Source organism: Yersinia sp. SCPM-O-B-9106 (C-191), assembly GCF_026183365.1.
Classification (GTDB): domain Bacteria; phylum Pseudomonadota; class Gammaproteobacteria; order Enterobacterales; family Enterobacteriaceae; genus Yersinia; species Yersinia rochesterensis.
Window position 1 is genome coordinate 2824545 of sequence record NZ_CP110791.1, and the last position, 18903, is coordinate 2843447.

Genomic DNA, 18903 nt, shown 5'->3' on the forward strand with positions numbered 1-18903 from the left:
GCGAAAATCTTGCTCTTTTGGGGCTTGCCTGAAACTGGCGGCGCGAGTAACTTGTCGCAACTTATCTTCAATCCTGATTGGCGGTTAATAAATGGCAAGAGCTAATGAAATAAAACGCGGTATGGCGGTCAACCTCAACGGCAAATTACTGCTGGTGAAAGATATCGATGTACAAAGTCCAAGTGCCCGTGGTGCCAGTACTCTGTATAAAATGCGTTTTTCTGATGTGCGTACCGGTTTAAAAGTTGAAGAGCGTTTTAAAGGCGATGAGATCCTCGACACCATCACTTTGACCCGCCGCAGTGTGAATTTCTCTTACATCGACGGCGACGAATATGTCTTTATGGATGATGAAGATTTCACGCCATACAACTTCAAAAAAGAGCAGATAGAAGAAGAATTGTTGTTTATTCCTGAGGGCGGGATGCCGGGGATGCAGGTGCTAACAATGGACGGCCAATTGCTGGCGTTGGAATTGCCGCAAACTGTTGATATGGAAATTGTTGAAACCGCTCCGAGTATTAAAGGTGCGTCAGCCAGTGCTCGTAACAAACCAGCAGTGATGAGTACCGGCTTATCTATTCAGGTGCCGGAATATATCAGCCCTGGCGAGAAAATCCGTATTCATATTGCAGAGCGCCGCTATATGGGCCGTGCAGACTAATACCCAATACCCTTTATCTTTCAAGTTGCAGGTGTGTTGGCTGCTCTCAGTAACCCGAATCACTTACTTGTGTAAGCTCATCGGGATTATCTCGCTTGCCGCCTTCCTGCATCTTGAAATCTATTGGGTATGGTTTGGACATAAATAGTTAAGGGCCGATTTTCGGCCCTTAATGTATTGAAAGATGACGGGTTACTTCAGTTCAGGGAAGAACGTGCGCTTGAGCGCTAACTCAACACCGCGAACTTCAGCCAGACCTTTCAGGCGACCAATAGCAGAATAACCCGGATTGGTTTTCTTATGTAAATCATCCAGCATTTGGTGACCATGGTCTGGTCGCATCGGAATCGGACGCATATCTCCGGCAGCCTGACGACGTTGCTCTTCAGTTAGAATGGCTTTAACTACAGAGTACATGTCGACATCACCTTGCAAATGACCGCCTTCATGGAAGGTTTTTGGGTTCCCTTCACGGCAAGTCGAACGCAAATGGGTGAAGTGAATACGATCACCAAAGGTTTCGATCATCTTCACTAAATCATTATCTGCCCGCACACCATAAGAACCGGTGCACATAGTAAAGCCGTTATAAATGCTATCAACGGTCTCTTTCAGCCACTGCATATCTTCAATGGTCGACACAATACGCGGCAGGCCAAGAATTGGGCGCGGTGGATCATCCGGGTGAACCGCCATACGCAGGCCAACCTGTTCAGCAACCGGTATAATAGCGCGCAGGAAATACGCCATATTTTCACGGAGTTGCGCTTTATCAATGCCGTCATACTCAGCTAAACGCGCGCGGAATTGATCCAGCGTATAGCCCTCTTCTGCTCCCGGCAGACCAGCAATAATATTCCCCGTCAGCTTGGCAATGTCGGCCTCAGACATGGCATCGAAATAATCTGCCGCCTGCGCCAACTCTTCAGCAGAGTAATCTTTCTCAGCACCAGGGCGCTTAAGGATATGCAGCTCAAAAGCAGCAAAAGCTATCTGGTCGAAACGCAGTGCTTTGGAACCGTCCGGCAATTGATATTCCAGATCCGTACGTGTCCAGTCTAATATCGGCATGAAGTTATAGCACACGGTGTCAATGCCACATTCGGCAATGTTACGCAGTGTTTGCTGATAATTTTCAATGTGTTGCTGATAGTTACCGCTGTGAGTTTTGATTTCTTCATGAATCGGTACGCTTTCCACTACCGACCAAACCAAACCTTTCGCCGCCAATTCTGCCTGGCGCTGTTTGATTTCACTCACCGGCCAGACCTGGCCATTCGGAATATGATGTAATGCAGTCACTACTCCGGTTGCACCAGCCTGACGGATATCATCTAACGACACCGGATCATTTGGGCCATACCAACGCCATGTTTGTTCCATTTATTTTTACCTTCTAAGTAAACTGTTCGGGTGCATGCAATTTTGTTATACCGACTAATGCGGTTATACCGACAATGCTGTTATACCGAGAATGTTGTTATACCGATTCCAAGAGGTATCACTCAGCTTTATCCTTACTCTTTCAGCGCCGCGTGTCAAAAAGCAAAATCTCATTGGTTGATCCACTTCACGAATATAATCAATATTGGACTTACCAATTTTATTTTCTGTCATATGCCTTTACACTGCAAGCCGATATTGCATGATAACGAACAAAAGAAAACGATCCGTATGGTGTGGTTTTTTTAGTACAGAAGCCAAATTAAACTGGTCTAACAACTTTTTATCTATCACCATCCCCTTTGCTATACCCATGGGGTGAATGATTCTGGAGCCACGTATGAACACTATTGCCAACAGCCACCTACCCGATACCGTACAGCTGCCAACTTATGATAGAACTGCACTGAAAAGCCGTATTGTTCACATCGGTTTTGGCGCATTTCACCGCGCGCATCAAGCTCTACTGACTGATCGAGTTTTAAATAAACAAGGGGGCGACTGGGGTATCTGTGAGGTCAGCTTGTTTGGTGCTGATGTCTTGATCCAAAATTTGCGCCAACAGGATCATCTTTTCTCTGTGCTGGAAAAAGGCGCGCAAAGTAATCAAGCCATTGTTGTTGGGTCGGTTTGTGAGTCGGTACATGCTCGATTAGATGGTGTCATGCAAGTTCTGGAGAAATTGGCCGAACCACAAGTGGCCATTGTTTCGCTGACCATTACTGAAAAAGGTTACTGCATCGAGCCGGGAACTGGCCAACTGGATCTGCGCAATGAGTTTGTACTTGCCGACCTGGCTATCCCTGATGCCCCGACTTCCGCCCCCGGTATTCTGGTTGAGGCTCTGCGGTTACGCCGCCTACGAGGGCTGCAAGCTTTCACCGTTCTTTCATGCGACAACATTCCAGAAAACGGCCATGTGGTAAAAAATGCCGTCCTCGGTTTGGCTACTGCCCGTGACCCCGAACTGGCCAGTTGGATAGAACAAAATGTTACGTTCCCCAACACTATGGTCGACCGCATCGTTCCCGCTGCAACAGCAGAAACATTGCAGCAAATCGCAGAGACGCTGGGGGTTGCCGATCCTTGTGGTATTGCCTGTGAGCCGTTCATTCAATGGGTTGTCGAAGACAAATTTGTGGCAGGTCGCCCTGACTGGCAAGTTGCTGGGGTACAATTAGTCGATGATGTTTTGCCCTTTGAAGAAATGAAGTTGCGCATGTTGAATGGCAGCCATTCTTACCTCTCTTACCTGGGTTATCTGGCCGGTTATCAGCATATTAATGATTGCATGGCGGATGAAAATTATCGTCTGACCGCCCGTCGCTTAATGATGGATGAACAAGCTCCAACACTGCGTGTTACCGGCATTGATTTGAATGCTTATGCTGACCAATTGATTGAACGTTACAGCAACCCGTCGTTAAAACACCGCACCTGGCAAATTGCCATGGACGGTAGTCAGAAATTGCCACAACGGATGTTGGATTCAGTACGCTGGCATTTACAAAACGGCGGGCCATATCGTTGCCTGGCATTGGGTATCGCCGGCTGGATGCGTTATGTAAGCGGTGTGGATGACAACGGCGAACCTATTGATATTCGTGACCCAATGGTAGATAGCTTCAAAAAATGCGTTGAGAATAGCGAGGATGGTATTGCCAGAGTCGAGAGCTTACTGTCCCTGAAATCACTGTTTGGTGAAGCCCTGCCACAACAACCCGAATTTGTTCGTGCCGTGACAGAAGCATATCTCAGCCTACAACAGTTTGGTGCGAAAGAAAGTGTGAAACGTTTGGCACAACAGGCTTAATTTTAGCGAGCTTACAGAATGAGCCTCAAGAATGGGGCTCATTCTTTCTAATCGAGTGCGTAAGCGTAGCCAACACCCCTGTAACTTCAAGGCCGAAGGACAAATTATTCTTCAAGCTGATACGGCGCAGACTCAAACAAATACCCATCAAAATCAGGATGATCAGCATCAGAAATCTCGAGTAATTTTAATTTTACATTTTCTAAATGCTGCCACATGGCTTGCTTGGCTGCTTTGCTATCTCGGCGCAACACCGCTTGCAGGATTTTTTGATGGTCTTCCATCCATTGCCAGCGGTAACTAAAATCTAGGGTATGACTATGTGCCCCTTGCCACATGGCGCTGGTTTTTCTCGCCTGCCATGCTTCCGCGACCATATTCGCCAATACACTATTTTGCGTCGATTGCGCCAATAAGCAGTGGAACAATTCGTCCGCACTTTCATCTACTGCGCCGGCATCTAATGCGGTCTTTTCCTGCTCAATGGCTTGGCGCATTTTAATAATGTCAGCTTTGGTTGCTTGCATGGCGGCAAAAGCAGCGACTTCACTTTCCAACAATTGGCGGGCTTGCAGCAGTTCAAATGGGCCGTAACCACTGTCGGTTGACACGACAGATTCCCCATATGCAGACCTATCGGGGACATTCACCACGTAGACGCCCGAACCTTTACGCACTTCCACTAACTTTTCCAGCTCTAGCATGATCAGTGCTTCACGTACCACACTACGGCTGACGCTGAAGTTTTCGGCAATATCACGCTCAGGCGGTAAACGATCGCCCAAATTGTATTGCCCACTGATAATTGCTTCACGCAGCTGACTGCCGACTTCCTGATATAACCGCATAACCTTATTTCCTGCATCAGGTATTGGCATTAAAATGCCAAATTGGCCTGACCAAAGGGTGTGTGAATAACATGCAGTATATCATGTGGTCAAACAATTTCATTGAGGTCAAACAATTTCATTGCAGCATAATATATCCGACAAACGACAACGGCTTATCAATGTGATAAGCCGTCTTTATGATAGGATCATTAAATTAATCTGAAATATTAAAGGTAACTGACGGTTAAAATTCCCAAACTACGTTGTGGATTCAGCCATTCCATACGTGAAGATGCCAACTGATTAGGCAACCGAGAAGTTAGAGACATATTACGTGAGAGTTCTTGTCGTTGAGTCAGAGTTTCACCATTGCGATAACAGCTCGTGGTTATCGTTTGGTTTGCGAATGAAGTATCACATGGGCTTTCTACAATGGCACCGGAAAAAGTAATTGTTCCTGTTACAGACAGGGTGGATTGCGCACTACTTGCAGCAAAAGATACTATCCATGAAAACATTATTGCTACGATAATCAGCACTCGAAAATTATTCATAACCACCTCGACTCTCATATCCGTCATTTTAAATAATAGAGGATTCCAGCCAGAGCGATGGGAATGACAGAGCATTTTTTATTGCTCTATTCCGTCTATAACTCACTAAGATTCCTCGTAGAAGTGAATTCTATTCCAGAGCTTTGCAATGCAATTAGGCAAGGTTCTTAACTCACCTAGGAAATTGTCTATCTTTTCGCCTTTTTCGTTTAATAATAAGCTTGGCTAGTGTTATATCCTCACCTGGGTATATCGGCACACTTGAGCTTTTTCTTAAGAGCGTATTGAAAATAAATTTACGGTAGGAGACCTCTGATGACAAAAACGAACTTGATTACCGGTTTTTTGGGCTGTGGCAAGACCACCACTATTCGTCATTTATTGTCACAAAAACCAGAAAATGAAAAATGGGCAGTTCTGGTTAATGAATTCGGGGAGATCGGTATTGATGGGGCGTTATTAGCTGATAGCGGTGCCGTATTAAAAGAAATACCCGGTGGGTGCATGTGCTGTGTGAATGGCCTTCCCATGCAAGTTGGTTTAAATATGTTGCTCCAACAGGCAAAACCGGATCGTTTACTCATCGAACCTACGGGGTTGGGCCACCCAAAACAGATTCTATCCTTATTAACCTCTGAAATTTACCAACCCTGGATTTCTCTGCATGCCACTCTCAGCTTGCTTGACGCCCGCCAGTTAAGTGATCCCCGCTATACAGAAAATGAAAATTTCCGTGACCAATTAGCTGCAGCCGATATCCTCGTGGCAAATAAACAGGATGCCTATAACGAGACGGATTACGTTGTATTACAGCAATGGTATGAACAACAGCCGGTATCACGCCCACTTTATTATGCAGAACAAGGGAAGATTGATGTTGCTCTGCTGGATATACCGCACAGTAATAATGATCAATTACCCGACGGTGCACATCACCACAGCTCAACCCGACAAAAAGGATTGGCCGCATTGAGCTTGAAAGGTAACGAACCTTGGCGTCGCGCCCTTAATCAGGGTCAAGGTTATCTGAGCTGTGGTTGGGTATTTAATGCGGATACCGTATTTGACACAATGCGATTATTGGAGTGGGTGCGGTTAAATCCAGTGGAGCGAATCAAAGGTGTGATGCGTATTCCTGAGGGCACTCTTGTGGTTAACCGACAAGGCCATGATTTGAAAATTGAAACACGCCAAGTTCCACCACTCGATAGCCGGATTGAACTCATTAGCATCACTGACCCCGATTGGAATGTATTACAGCATGAATTACTCAGGGCTCGACTACAGAAGGAGGTATAATGCTGCCAAATTTATTTACTGCACCATTCTTACATTGACCATTTTTAGATTAAAGGCCACCGCATGACCCGTCGTAATTTGCCGGTAATATTACTGCTTAATTTACTTGGAATAGCCCTGTTTTTCTCTTGGTATATTCCAGCGAACCACGGTTTTTGAGAATATTAATCGCGTCAGCGAATTAACGGGTATTCCGACCAAAGACGCATCCAGTGATAGCTTCCCCCGGCGACCATGGCATGATGCTGATTATTTTTACCTGCTTTATGTGGCGCTATTTCTCTCGGGGTGCTTTTGCCATCGCTTTAGTCATCGTGGTGGTTTTCTCTATGCCACGAATAATGATTGGCGCGCATTGGTTTACTGATATTGCTGTTGGCTCGCTTTCAGTCGTCTTGGTCGGGATAAGTTGGATATTGCTGACACCACTTAGTGATAAACTCATTGATGCCATTAACCGAAATCTGCCGGGTTCAAAATGTCAGTAACCCGCCCCCTGCTTTATTTTGGAGCAAAAAATAGACTTTTTTGCTCCAACCGCCATTAATGATTACACACCTTTATTATCACCAAACGGCCATAAATTCAGCTATCTGCATTTAATATATAATATTACATTAACATTTTGTAAAATTATGGGCATAAAAGCTCTCGCCTTTTATTAATCATTACGGTAATCTCAAAAACGTTTGTGCTCGGATACCGGCATTTCACCACTATCCTGATTAATATTGTGCGTTCCTGCACATTTATTTGGTTAAGTGATTGTCTCATCAGACCACAATCAATAATCTCGATTCGTTTGGTATTTTTGGTAGCGACATCCGTCGTAAGGACAGCAAGGGAAAACAACAACAATGGTCAAGTCTCAACCTATTATGAGATATATTCTGCGGGTCATTCCTGCGGTTGCAGCAGCGGTAATGTTATCCGCGTGTAGTTCACCACAGAGTTCGAACGTACATAATACGCAAACTGAGATGCGTGCAGTTAATGACAAAGATGGGCTTTTACTGCAAGCCTCTCAGGATGAATTCGAAGCGATGGTGCGCAACGTTGACGTCAAGTCGAAAATTTTAGAACAGTATGCAGGGTGGAAAGGGGTTCGTTATCGTTTAGGCGGTAGCACCAAACGCGGTATTGATTGTTCTGCGTTTGTACAAACCACTTTCCGTGAACAATTTGGTATGGATTTGCCACGCTCAACCTCTGAGCAGCAAGATATTGGCAAGAAAATCCAACGTACTAAGTTGCGCCCGGGTGATTTGGTGCTGTTCCGAGCAGGATCGACAGGTCGTCATGTAGGTATCTACTTAGGTAACGATAAATTTGTACATGCATCGACCAGTGTCGGTGTGACAATATCGAGTCTAAATGAAGATTATTGGAATAAGCGTTATCGTGATGGGCGGCGAGTGCTAAGTAGTGGTTCGCGCAGCTAACTGATTTTATTCCTGTTGTCCGAGATACCAAACGAAACGATGAAACGCTGCCATTGGCAGCGTTTTTTATTGCCGAAATCGTTCTTATTACCGAAGTATAGTTCTTGTAGTCCTATTGCCTCACTTTTGTAGGAAATGTCCTTTTTTGCTAAAAACAGCGAAATTCAAGAATATTCTGTGTAGAATTCGCCCCGCTAAACCAAGAGTTCCCTGACACTAAGACATATCAACTACGATTATCCTTTTTGGAATTAAGTCAATTGTATTACTAAGCTGAAAATCTGTTCTATGGATATGTTTTTCTAAAAGACGCCAATACAAATGAATTTCACTGGCACCACATATTTGATGCATTTACATGGTATCTTTGCTTTATATTAGATTGAATTTCAACTCGATAAGTTTATTAATGTCAATAATGCTCCCTGGCAAATCGGCAGCGCTGTGCTGCTAACTTACTTATATTCATAACACTTTATCGATCATGCTGAGGAGCGGCGTAACATGGGTTCAAACAGTGCGTTCTCCCGCAATATTTTATCCAGACGCTATCTTGTTAAAAAAAGTGTCATCCTCGCACTTTGTTTCTTTATATTTTTTGTTGTTATTACTTTGTCATTACTTTATCGCAGCAGTGAAAGTAAACTAACAACACAAAGCGATCATATTATCTCCTATTCATCCCAGTTCCTTAATGAACTGACGACAACTATGTCTCAGCTTATCCCGCTAAGTGCAAAAAGTTGTGAACAGGCCAGTTCAGCTCTGCACTATCGGGCGGCATTTACCAATGGTGTCCGAGCTTTCTTATTGGTTCGGGATGATATTACCTATTGCTCTTCAGCAACGGGGGAAATGAATACGCCTGTCAGCGCGTTATACCCCAAAATGAATGTCACTCAGCCTTTGGATTTTAAAATTCAACAAGGTACACCAATGATGCCGAGCAAACCGGCAATTGGCGTATGGCTGCGTGAAGCTGGCCGCGGTAATACCGGCGTATTAGCAACACTCGAACTGAATTTACATCCCTATCTGTTACTAAACAACGCCAATAATCAGGTCAACGGATTAGCTATTATTATTGATGAACTAGCAGTCACAACATTTGACTCTAAAGTCATGCCTATCAGCCAGTTACCCATACGTGATACGCGTGAAGTTCAATTACCTGGTTATCCAATTAAAATATTGATTTATCATACCAGCCTCACTGCGGATGATATTCGAATGACTTTGTTAGGGGGCGTATTACTCGCAGGGCTAGTCGGTATCTTGGCTTATTATATTTTAATTGCCAGTCAAAGTGCGGAAGCTGAAATTTTGCGTGGTATTCGTCGGGGTGAATTCTTTGTTGAATATCAGCCCGCATTCCGGTCTGATGACCGCTCCCTATCAGGATTGGAAGCGCTTATCCGCTGGCAACATCCGATTGAAGGACGTATTTCCCCAGACCTTTTTATTCCCTATGCAGAAACTCAGCATCTGATTCAACCTCTGACCCGGCATTTATTTGAATTAATCATTAGAGACAGTGAATTAATGGCAGCCCACCTTCCAGCAGGAATTAAATTGGCCATTAATATCTCCCCGGTTCATCTTACTGATGATGATTTCCGCAAAGATGTCACTCAAATGTTACAACAATTAAATACCGATGTGTATTCTCCAGTATTTGAGATAACAGAGCGGGGTATGGTTGAAGAGGAGTTAGCTATTAAGCAGTTTGCTTGGTTACGCTCTCAAGGGATACAAATCGCTGTTGATGACTTTGGCACCGGACACAGCGCGCTGATTTATTTAGAACGTTTTACTTTAGACTATATTAAAATTGATCGTGGTTTTGTCAGCACTATAGGCATTAATACTGTTGCAGCACCGGTATTAGATGCAGTATTAATGTTAGCGAGCAAGCTCAATATTGAAACCGTCGCTGAAGGTGTCGAAACGGAACAACAGCTCCAGTATTTGACACAACACGGGGTCAACTTCCTGCAAGGCTATCTACTTAGCAAGCCGCTATCTGTTGAGGATTTAGTCGAGTTTTGTACGCAAAAAACTTCGTAACAAAAACTCATTGGCTTAATGTTTGCTTTACCCCTGTAAACTGGTAATTTCATTTAAGATTATGACTACGCAAATAACAGTAGGAGATCACCACCAATATGTTGTTACGCCTATATGCTGCCTTGACGCTATCAGTCCTGAGCTTTGGTCTGCAAGCTGAAACCATTAAAGAAGGTAGCTCTTTTGCCATATTGGGCGAACCGAAATACTCATCAGATTTTAGCCATTTTGATTATGTCAATCCGGCTGCCCCCAAAGGCGGAGACATTACGCTCTCAGCAATTGGTACCTTTGATAACTTCAACCGCTATGCACTGCGTGGCAACCCGGCGGTGCGTACTGAGCGGCTGTATGACTCATTGTTCTCTACTTCGGACGATGAGATTGGCAGTTATTATCCCTTAATTGCCGAGTCAGCGCGTTTTGCCCCCGACTTTCACTGGATTGAAGTGGATATTAATCCTCGCGCTCGTTTTCATGATGGCAAACCCATTACTGCGCAAGATGTGGCATTCACTTTCAATAAATTCATGACCGAGGGTGTCCCACAATTTCGAATTGTTTATAAAGGCGTGCAAGTAAAAGCGATTTCGCGACTGACTGTGCGTTTTGAATTCCCAGAACCGAATAAAGATAAGATGCTGGGCCTATTTGGCTTACCGGTAATGCCCGAGCATTTCTGGAAAGACCATAAACTCAGTGAACCGCTCAGTAAACCGCCAGTTAGCAGCGGCCCCTATCGTATTGGCAAATATAAAATGGGCCAATTCATTACTTATGAGCGGGTCAGAGACTATTGGGCAGCCAATTTACCGGTCAATCGTGGGCAATATAATTTTGACACCATCCGTTATGATTATTATTTAGACGATAAAGTCGCGCTGGAAGCATTTAAAGCCGGTGCCTTTGATTTCCGTGAAGAAACATCACCAAAAAGCTGGGCGACACAATATGTGGGCGGCAACTTTGCGAAAAACTATATCGTCAAACAGGATATCCTCGATAACTCTGCGCAGAACACCCGCTGGCTGGCATTTAATGTCCAGCGTCCTATTTTTAGCGACCGCCGAGTTCGTGAAGCACTGACATTAGCCTTTGATTTTGACTGGATGAATAAAGCTTTTTATTTCGATAGTTATCAGCGCACTAATAGTTTCTTCCAGAACACTGAATATGCCGCTAAAGGTTATCCGAACAGCGCGGAATTAGCGTGGCTGGCTCCGCTAAAAGGTAAAATACCGCCGGAAGTTTTCACACAAATTTATCAGCCTCCTCAAACTGACGGCAGCGGTAACGCGCGGGATAATCTATTAAAAGCACGCGAATTGCTGAGTGAAGCGGGTTGGGAAGTGAAAAATCAGCAATTAATCAACAGCAAAACGGGCAAACCTTTTGTCTTTGAGTTGCTGTTACTCAGCGGCAGTAACTTCCAATACGTTCAGCCGTTTAAGCATAATTTGCAACGTTTGGGGATAACCATGAATATCCGCGAGGTGGACAGCTCTCAATTTGTTAACCGCCTGCGCAGCCGAGATTACGATATGATCCCGACGGTTTATAGCGCTTTCCCTTACCCTAGCCCAAATCTGCAAATTTTGTGGAGTTCGGCTTATATTGATTCCAGCTATAACGCCTCGGGTATTAAAGATCCGGCTATCGACCAATTGATTGAACAGATTGTTAAACATCAGGAACAGCCAGAAGCATTGCTGTCTCTTGGCCGTGCACTGGACCGCGTGTTGACCTGGAATTATTTGATGATCCCAATGTGGTATTCCAACCATGCTCGTTTTGCTTATTGGGATAAGTTTTCGATGCCAGCGGACAGGCCCACATATTCGCTCGGCTTTGATAGCTGGTGGTTGGATGTCAACAAGGCAGGTCGCCTGCCAACAGAACATCATTAGGGGGCGGTGTGGGCGCATATCTATTACGGCGATTGTTGCTGGTCATTCCCACCTTGTGGGCCATTATTACTATTAACTTTTTCATTGTACAAATCGCCCCAGGTGGCCCGGTAGATCAGGCGATAGCCAACATTGAACTGGGTCATTCCAGCGGATATAGCGCCGGTGGTGGTGATGGCGGATTAGGGGGTGCGAAAGTCGGGTTGAATGCGGCGCAAGTCGGGGACAGTAACTATCGCGGTTCTCGAGGGTTAGACCCGGAAGTTATTGCCGAAATCAAACAGCGCTTTGGCTTTGACAAGCCGCTACATCAGCGCTATTTCGATATGCTCTGGAGCTATGCGCGCTTTGATTTTGGTGACAGCCTGTTTCGCGGCGAATCTGTCATGTCATTGATAAAACATAGCCTGCCGGTATCTATCTCACTTGGGCTATGGAGCACGCTGATTATTTATCTGGTTTCCATTCCTTTGGGGATTAAAAAGGCGGTGCGTAATGGCTCGGCTTTTGATACCTGGAGCAGTACCTTAATTATTATTGGCTATGCCATTCCTTCGTTTTTATTCGCCATTTTACTGGTGGTGCTGTTCTCCGGCGGCAGTTATTTCGATCTATTCCCACTGCGCGGGCTGGTATCAAGCAACTGGGATACCCTGCCGTGGTACGGCAAAATAACCGACTATTTGTGGCACATCACGTTACCGGTGCTGGCTACTGTGATTGGTGGTTTTGCTACACTCACCATGCTGACCAAAAACTCGTTTCTGGACGAAATCCGCAAACAATATGTGGTCACCGCCCGCGCCAAAGGCTTACCTGAAGAAAAAATCCTTTACCGCCATGTATTTCGCAATGCCATGTTGCTGGTGATTGCGGGCTTCCCCGCGACATTTATCAGTATGTTTTTCACCGGGTCATTGTTGATCGAAGTGATGTTTTCACTGAATGGTTTAGGGTTGTTGGGTTATGACGCCACCTTGCAACGAGATTATCCGGTGATGTTTGGTACTCTTTATATTTTTACTCTGATTGGTTTACTGCTGAATATCCTCAGCGATATCACCTACACCTTGGTTGACCCACGGATTGATTTTGAGGGCCGCCAATGATGAAACGGCTAAGTGCTATTAATCAGGCCCGCTGGGCGCGTTTTCGCCAAAACCGCCGTGGCTATTGGTCACTGTGGATCTTCCTGACACTGTTTATTATCAGCCTGTTTGCCGAGTTAATTGCTAACGACAAACCGCTGCTGGTGAGCTATCAGGGCAAATTTTACATGCCCTTTATGGTTAATTACACCGAATCAACCTTTGGTGGCATTTTAACCACGGCCGCTGATTATCAAGACCCGTATGTGATTGGCCGCATTAAAGATAATGGCTGGGCGATTTGGGCACCCATCCGTTTTAGTAATAACACCATTAATTTCGCAACCGATGTGCCCTTCCCCTCGCCCCCCAGCCGCACTAATTTGCTCGGCACTGACAGCACTGGCGGCGATGTATTGGCCAAAGTTATTTATGGCTTTCGTATCTCACTGTTATTTGGCCTAACGTTAACCTTATTTTCTAGTGTGATTGGGATTTGTGCCGGGGCAATTCAGGGTTATTACGGCGGTAGAGTTGATTTATGGGGCCAGCGATTTATTGAAGTCTGGTCTGGTATGCCGACCCTATTTTTAGTGATTTTACTGTCCAGTATTGTACAGCCGAATTTCTGGTGGTTATTAGCCATCACCGTCATATTCGGCTGGATGGGGCTGGTCGGTGTGGTTCGGGCTGAGTTTCTGCGCACCCGAAATTATGACTATATCCGCGCAGCGAGGGCCATGGGAGTGCGTGACCGCGTGATTATGTCGCGCCATATGCTGCCCAATGCCATGGTGGCTACCCTGACCTTCTTACCCTTTATTCTATGCGGCTCGATAACCACCCTCACCTCACTGGATTTCCTTGGTTTCGGCTTGCCAATGGGGTCGCCATCATTAGGCGGGTTATTATTGGAGGGCAAAAATAACCTTCAAGCTCCCTGGCTCGGCATCACCGCATTCCTGGTGTTGGCCGTGCTGTTATCTCTGTTGATCTTTATCGGCGAAGCAGTGCGTGACGCCTTTGACCCAAGTAAGGTGTACTGATATGGCGACTTCTCCACTTCTGGACATTCAAAATCTCAGTGTTGCATTTCGCCAAGCGGGAGTTGATCGCCAGGTCGTCAGCAACCTTTCGTTGCAAATAGAGAGCGGTGAGACACTGGCTTTAGTGGGGGAATCTGGTTCGGGCAAGAGTGTTACCGCCCTGTCGATATTGCGTCTGCTGCCCTCGCCACCGGTCGTTTACCCCAGCGGCGATATTCTGTTTGCCGGAAAATCACTGTTACATGCCGATGAGCCGACATTACGCGCCATTCGCGGTGATAAGATTTCTATGATTTTCCAAGAACCAATGGTGTCTTTAAACCCCTTGCATACTATTGAGAAACAGCTGGCAGAAGTGCTGTCACTGCACCGCGGTATGCGCCGGGAAGCCGCCAGAGCTGAAATTATTCAGTGCCTTGATCGGGTGGGTATTCGCAATGCCAAAGGCCGATTAGCGGATTTCCCACATCAGCTTTCCGGTGGAGAACGCCAGCGCGTGATGATTGCCATGGCCGTCCTGACCCAGCCCAAATTACTGATTGCCGATGAACCCACCACCGCGCTGGATGTTTCGGTACAAGCCCAGATTTTGAGTTTGCTGAAAGAGTTAAAGCAAGAGATGGGCATGAGTTTGCTGTTTATCACCCATAATCTGAATATCGTCCGCCGGCTGGCCGATAACGTAGCCGTGATGCGTGAGGGGCGCGTAGTTGAGCACAATACCCGCCAGGCGCTGTTTAGCGCACCACAGCATACTTATACTCGCCAATTATTAGACGCCGAGCCACAGGGTGACCCACTGCCGCTCCAGAGTGACCAGCAACCGTTGCTTGAAGTCAAAGGGCTACAAGTCGCTTTTGCGATTAAACGTGGCCTATTGCGCCGCACTGTCGCGCATCACTATGCCCTGAAAGATCTCAGCTTTGTGTTAAAGCCCGGTGAAAGTTTAGGTTTGGTGGGGGAATCCGGCTCGGGGAAAAGCACTACCGGCTTAGCTTTACTGCGCTTGTTGCCCTCTAAAGGGGAGATTTGGTTTAGTGGCCAGCCGCTACACAACCTCTCGCCCAAACAAATGCTACCTTATCGCAGCCGAATTCAGGTGGTTTTCCAAGACCCGTACTCAGCGCTAAACCCGCGCTTGAATATTCAGCAGATCATTGCTGAAGGGCTGGAAGTGCATCAGAAACTCAGTGCTGTGCATCGCGAGCAGCGCGTGATTAAGGCGATGGAAGAAGTCGGGTTGGATCCAGTCAGCCGCTATAGATATCCGACTGAGTTCTCCGGTGGCCAGCGCCAGCGCATTGCTATCGCACGGGCACTTATCCTGCAACCTCAGTTACTTATCCTCGATGAGCCAACCTCATCACTGGATAAATCGGTACAAGCGCAAATTCTGGCTTTGCTGAAATCCCTTCAGCAGCGCTACCAACTCAGTTACCTGTTTATCAGCCATGACTTGCAAGTGGTGCGGTCACTCTGCCACCAAGTGATTGTGTTGAAACAGGGGGAAGTGGTGGAGCAAGGTGACTGTCAGGCTATCTTTGCCGCGCCAAAACAGCAATATACCCAGCAATTATTGCAATTTTCTGACTAATTTGGCGCACATCAGGATGTCAGGGCACAGAAAACGTCAGCATAAAAAACTGACGAACACTTCATCCCAAATCAGAAGGGATAAAGTGCTGTCATGGTCTCGGCAATCGCCACCCCAACATCTTTCAAGCGGCACATAGTGGCACTTTCATCCTGACGATGAACAAACAGGCAAGGCTCGCCTTCCCATTCCACAATCGCGGAGTCCACTTGAATCTCTTGCAGTGAGAGATGAAGCCGCTGCATGATAATTTGCGCATGAGCGCCATCATGGCTCAGTAACTTCAGTCCCATGAGGTCATTATTGCTATCGTCTATCGCCGTCAATGGTATCGGTTCAACTTTTACGCCGATAAATCCCGATAGCCAGCGGTAACTTTGCGGCAGACGATGTACCACCGAAAGTTGGATATTATTCACGTATTTTTCCTAGTAAAAATAAAAATTCAAAAAAACTCACAAAGCACCACAATGACTCACACTGATTAAAGTTATAGCCGCTAAATTGTCATTGTGCTTGCTCCAAAGCTCATCAAAACACAATGTTGATAACAATTTAGAAACTTAAAATCTACAATGCCATTTTTTGTGCTGTTTTCAACCCTTATTCAGCCCGTTGCGCCAAGACTGAAACTGCCGGTTTGGGATTTAGATCCCATTTTTCGTTATTTTTATACCTTTATCGCGTCTATCTCAACCATTTTTCTTGCAAACCCATTACCTAATATCAGCCAACATTTTACATTTAAGGAACAATTCAGTGTCAATCAAACCAAATAAAATGAATTTAATTAATTGATAAATATATAAATTTATTGATATTCATCACCCAGTGACGAGTAAGAATAACGCGTGAAAATAACGTCATAACAGTTTCGTCTTTTTTATAACATCGCTCAAAAAGTTAACAATATGGTGTCAAACACAACTATGCAATAAATAATGATATGCATGCTTATTATGTTGATTGAGCGCAAGGATTCGGTCTTTTTTAGTAGTAATTGTGGCGATATTTAATCATGCACAGGGCGGAGAAAAGGAGAAGTAAACAAGGTGTGATTTGACAAATTGGCTACAAATAATAAACGTGAGGGCGCTTGGGAACATCGACCCTCACATTTCTTGATAGCGATTATTTCACCGCATTTTTATGTGGTCGGCTGGCATAAAAATACAACAGCATGGCGGCGATAATACAAAATGCCATTGAGCTGACCATCGGCCAGGCGCTACGCGATGGTGCCATCGACAACAGCGTCCCCACTATCGCACCGATACCAAAACGTAAAGTCCCCGCCAAAGAAGATGCCGTCCCCGCCATATGTGGGAAATCATCCAAAATGACGGCCATGGCATTCGAGGTAATCATCGCGATACAGCCCACATAAGCCGCGACGCCCAGTACCAGCGCCCAGAACCCTAACCCGGTGGCGCACACCACCAGCAGCCAGATGCCCATCACAAATTGTACCCACAGACCAAAACGGAACATTTTCAGTGCCCCGAAGCGGCGAACATTGCGGCTGTTGATCAATGTCATCAAGAATAAGAAAACAATATTCAGCGCAAAGTAATAGCCAAAGTTCTGCGGAGAAACTCCATTTAAATCAATATAAACAAACGGCCCGGCGCTAAGGAATGAGAACATACCTGCAAAAGAAAAACCGCTGGCCAGCATATAGCTCAGAACTTGCTTGTGGCGGAATAAAGCGCCAAAATTGCCGATAGTGGTGCGCAAATGAAACTTCTGCCGTTTCTCCTTCGGCAAGGTTTCTTTGATAAACAACGCAACCAATATCGCCCCCACCAATGCGGCTCCCGCCATCGTCCAGAAAATGGCATGCCAGCTAAACCACACCAGCAACGCGCCGCCGATAATGGGTGCCAGCAACGGCGCGATTGTCATCACCAAGACCACAAAAGACATCATGCGCGAGAAATCATCTTTGGTGAACATGTCCCGCATCAATGCATTAATCACAACACTGGCGGCGGCAGCTGATAAGCCGTGCAAGAAACGCAAATTAATCAGTTGCTCGATTGATTGCGCCATAGCACAGGCCATTCCTGCCAGTGCAAAGATGAGCGTTCCCCAGAAAATGACCGGCTTGCGCCCGATGCTATCCGCCATGGGCCCATAAAACATTTGTCCGATGGCAAACCCCAGCACATAGGCGCTTAGCGTCATCTGTACTGCGCCACTTTCTACACCAAATTGCTGTGCAATGATCGGCATACTGGGCAGATACATATCAATTGCCAAAGGCATCAGCATTGATAACAAGCCCAGGATAAAGATCAAACCAACGTGGGATGTCCGGTTTGTCGCTTCATTTTGATTACTGGCATGCACGTTCAACAACTCCTTCACTAACCTACTGCGGGTTGTACTCGTCAGACTTCAAGCCGCATGTGCATTGACCACGCCGCAATAGAAAATCAATTACAGATGAGGAGCGCCGACACTCGCAATTTCTTCGGCAGTCAGTGGGCGATACTCACCGGGTGCTAAATCATCATCAAGTTTGATGTCGCCAATACGTTCACGATGCAGTTCCAGCACACGATTTCCGACCGCACCAAACATGCGTTTTACCTGATGGTAGCGCCCTTCACTGATAGTCAAACGCACTAGCTGAGGCTCGATAACTTCAAGCTGCGCCGGTTTCGTCAATGATTTTTCGTTATGCAACTGTACGCCGTCAGTAAACTGCTGCGCCGTATCATCAGCAACCGGGTGTTCCAGTGTCACCAAATAGGTTTTTTCGCAATGATGGCGTGGAGAGGTAATGCGGTGCGACCATTGACCATCGTCGGTCATCAGCACCAGCCCGGTGGTGTCGATGTCTAACCGCCCTGCCGCGTGAAGCTTATAAGCCACGGGTTCATCAAGGAAATACAGCACGGTTGGGTGATCCGGATCTTCTGTTGAACACACATAACCCTGCGGTTTGTTCAGCATAAAATAACGTGGGCCAACTGTCTGTTGTAATGGGTTGCCATCAAATCTCACGTCTTGTTCTGGCGTCAGCTTAATGGCACCACTTTTGACTATTTCGCCATCAATAGTGACGCGTTTTGCCCGTAGCTCGCGCGCGACCAACGCCCGGCTAACCCCTAATTGCTGAGATAAAAACTTGTCCAATCGCATTAAATC

At 46.0% G+C, this 18903-nt stretch carries 15 protein-coding genes and 1 pseudogene; 10 read left to right on the plus strand and 6 right to left on the minus strand.

From position 1 onward, the window contains the following. Positions 1–91 precede the first annotated feature (91 nt). Entirely contained in the window at positions 92–664 is a 573-nt protein-coding gene (gene yeiP, locus OP863_RS12990) for an elongation factor P-like protein YeiP (RefSeq protein ID WP_004389501.1), read from the plus strand. Positions 665–856: 192 nt separating this feature from the next. Here the strand turns inward: yeiP and uxuA are convergent, their stop codons facing one another. Next, positions 857–2047, minus strand: coding sequence for a mannonate dehydratase (gene uxuA, locus OP863_RS12995; RefSeq protein ID WP_038631958.1), 1191 nt, complete (start codon positions 2045–2047; stop codon positions 857–859). Positions 2048–2447: 400 nt separating this feature from the next. Here uxuA and OP863_RS13000 point away from each other — a divergent pair, with 400 nt between their 5' ends. Then, positions 2448–3920: a mannitol dehydrogenase family protein gene (locus tag OP863_RS13000; RefSeq protein WP_120011326.1), complete on the plus strand. Its 1473-nt coding sequence runs from the start codon at positions 2448–2450 to the stop codon at positions 3918–3920. A 104-nt stretch (positions 3921–4024) separates the two neighbouring features. Here the strand turns inward: OP863_RS13000 and OP863_RS13005 are convergent, their stop codons facing one another. Together OP863_RS13005 and OP863_RS13010 are read right to left on the minus strand one after the other, a co-directional pair. Next, positions 4025–4768, minus strand: coding sequence for a GntR family transcriptional regulator (locus OP863_RS13005; protein ID WP_038631954.1), 744 nt, complete (start codon positions 4766–4768; stop codon positions 4025–4027). Between the two features lie 209 nt (positions 4769–4977). After that, entirely contained in the window at positions 4978–5304 is a 327-nt protein-coding gene (locus tag OP863_RS13010; protein WP_038639433.1) for a type 1 fimbrial protein, read from the minus strand. Between the two features lie 315 nt (positions 5305–5619). Between OP863_RS13010 and OP863_RS13015 the strand changes: the two genes are divergently transcribed. The 8 genes and pseudogenes from OP863_RS13015 (at position 5620) to yejF (ending at position 15747) form a co-directional block, all read left to right on the plus strand. Then, a complete protein-coding gene (locus OP863_RS13015; protein ID WP_038631952.1) occupies positions 5620–6603 on the plus strand; it encodes a CobW family GTP-binding protein in 984 nt (327 codons plus the stop codon). 63 nt (positions 6604–6666) lie between these two features. Next, positions 6667–7091, plus strand: a pseudogene (locus tag OP863_RS13020) (phosphatase PAP2 family protein). A gap of 369 nt (positions 7092–7460) precedes the next feature. Further along, complete coding sequence (mepS, locus tag OP863_RS13025) at positions 7461–8045, plus strand: bifunctional murein DD-endopeptidase/murein LD-carboxypeptidase (RefSeq protein WP_038631948.1); 585 nt, start codon at positions 7461–7463, stop codon at positions 8043–8045. Positions 8046–8549: 504 nt separating this feature from the next. After that, a complete protein-coding gene (locus OP863_RS13030) occupies positions 8550–10112 on the plus strand; it encodes a cyclic di-GMP phosphodiesterase (protein ID WP_265525381.1) in 1563 nt (520 codons plus the stop codon). A 98-nt stretch (positions 10113–10210) separates the two neighbouring features. Then, positions 10211–12019, plus strand: coding sequence for an extracellular solute-binding protein (locus OP863_RS13035; protein ID WP_145589352.1), 1809 nt, complete (start codon positions 10211–10213; stop codon positions 12017–12019). A gap of 8 nt (positions 12020–12027) precedes the next feature. Then, positions 12028–13128: a microcin C ABC transporter permease YejB gene (locus OP863_RS13040; protein WP_145589351.1), complete on the plus strand. Its 1101-nt coding sequence runs from the start codon at positions 12028–12030 to the stop codon at positions 13126–13128. Then, positions 13128–14153: an ABC transporter permease gene (locus OP863_RS13045; protein WP_050291414.1), complete on the plus strand. Its 1026-nt coding sequence runs from the start codon at positions 13128–13130 to the stop codon at positions 14151–14153. Before OP863_RS13040 ends, OP863_RS13045 begins: the two co-directional genes overlap by 1 nt. Position 14154: 1 nt before the next feature. Beyond that, positions 14155–15747, plus strand: a complete 1593-nt coding sequence (gene yejF / locus OP863_RS13050) for a microcin C ABC transporter ATP-binding protein YejF (RefSeq protein WP_050291315.1) — start codon at positions 14155–14157, stop codon at positions 15745–15747. A gap of 71 nt (positions 15748–15818) precedes the next feature. On the opposite strand, the gene OP863_RS13055 is transcribed toward yejF, so the two are convergent. The 3 genes from OP863_RS13055 to rsuA form a co-directional block, all read right to left on the minus strand. Next, on the minus strand, positions 15819–16166 hold the full coding sequence (locus OP863_RS13055; RefSeq protein ID WP_038631938.1) for a YejG family protein: 348 nt from the start codon (positions 16164–16166) through the stop codon (positions 15819–15821). 712 nt (positions 16167–16878) lie between these two features. Further along, complete coding sequence (locus OP863_RS13060; RefSeq protein ID WP_038631934.1) at positions 16879–18099, minus strand: Bcr/CflA family multidrug efflux MFS transporter; 1221 nt, start codon at positions 18097–18099, stop codon at positions 16879–16881. 90 nt (positions 18100–18189) lie between these two features. Continuing rightward, positions 18190–18897 carry a 16S rRNA pseudouridine(516) synthase RsuA gene (rsuA, locus tag OP863_RS13065; RefSeq protein WP_032819398.1) on the minus strand — a complete coding sequence of 236 codons (708 nt, stop codon included), beginning with the start codon at positions 18895–18897 and terminating at the stop codon, positions 18190–18192. Positions 18898–18903 lie beyond the last annotated feature (6 nt).

What these genes read in the sequence shown, in the direction of transcription:
- yeiP (WP_004389501.1), top strand. Translation starts at nt 92, where the DNA reads ATGGCAAGAGCTAATGAAATAAAACGCGGTATGGCGGTCAACCTCAAC.
- uxuA (WP_038631958.1), bottom strand. Translation starts at nt 2,047, where the DNA reads ATGGAACAAACATGGCGTTGGTATGGCCCAAATGATCCGGTGTCGTTA.
- OP863_RS13000 (WP_120011326.1), top strand. Translation starts at nt 2,448, where the DNA reads ATGAACACTATTGCCAACAGCCACCTACCCGATACCGTACAGCTGCCA.
- OP863_RS13005 (WP_038631954.1), bottom strand. Translation starts at nt 4,768, where the DNA reads ATGCGGTTATATCAGGAAGTCGGCAGTCAGCTGCGTGAAGCAATTATC.
- OP863_RS13010 (WP_038639433.1), bottom strand. Translation starts at nt 5,304, where the DNA reads ATGAATAATTTTCGAGTGCTGATTATCGTAGCAATAATGTTTTCATGG.
- OP863_RS13015 (WP_038631952.1), top strand. Translation starts at nt 5,620, where the DNA reads ATGACAAAAACGAACTTGATTACCGGTTTTTTGGGCTGTGGCAAGACC.
- mepS (WP_038631948.1), top strand. Translation starts at nt 7,461, where the DNA reads ATGGTCAAGTCTCAACCTATTATGAGATATATTCTGCGGGTCATTCCT.
- OP863_RS13030 (WP_265525381.1), top strand. Translation starts at nt 8,550, where the DNA reads ATGGGTTCAAACAGTGCGTTCTCCCGCAATATTTTATCCAGACGCTAT.
- OP863_RS13035 (WP_145589352.1), top strand. Translation starts at nt 10,211, where the DNA reads ATGTTGTTACGCCTATATGCTGCCTTGACGCTATCAGTCCTGAGCTTT.
- OP863_RS13045 (WP_050291414.1), top strand. Translation starts at nt 13,128, where the DNA reads ATGAAACGGCTAAGTGCTATTAATCAGGCCCGCTGGGCGCGTTTTCGC.
- yejF (WP_050291315.1), top strand. Translation starts at nt 14,155, where the DNA reads ATGGCGACTTCTCCACTTCTGGACATTCAAAATCTCAGTGTTGCATTT.
- rsuA (WP_032819398.1), bottom strand. Translation starts at nt 18,897, where the DNA reads ATGCGATTGGACAAGTTTTTATCTCAGCAATTAGGGGTTAGCCGGGCG.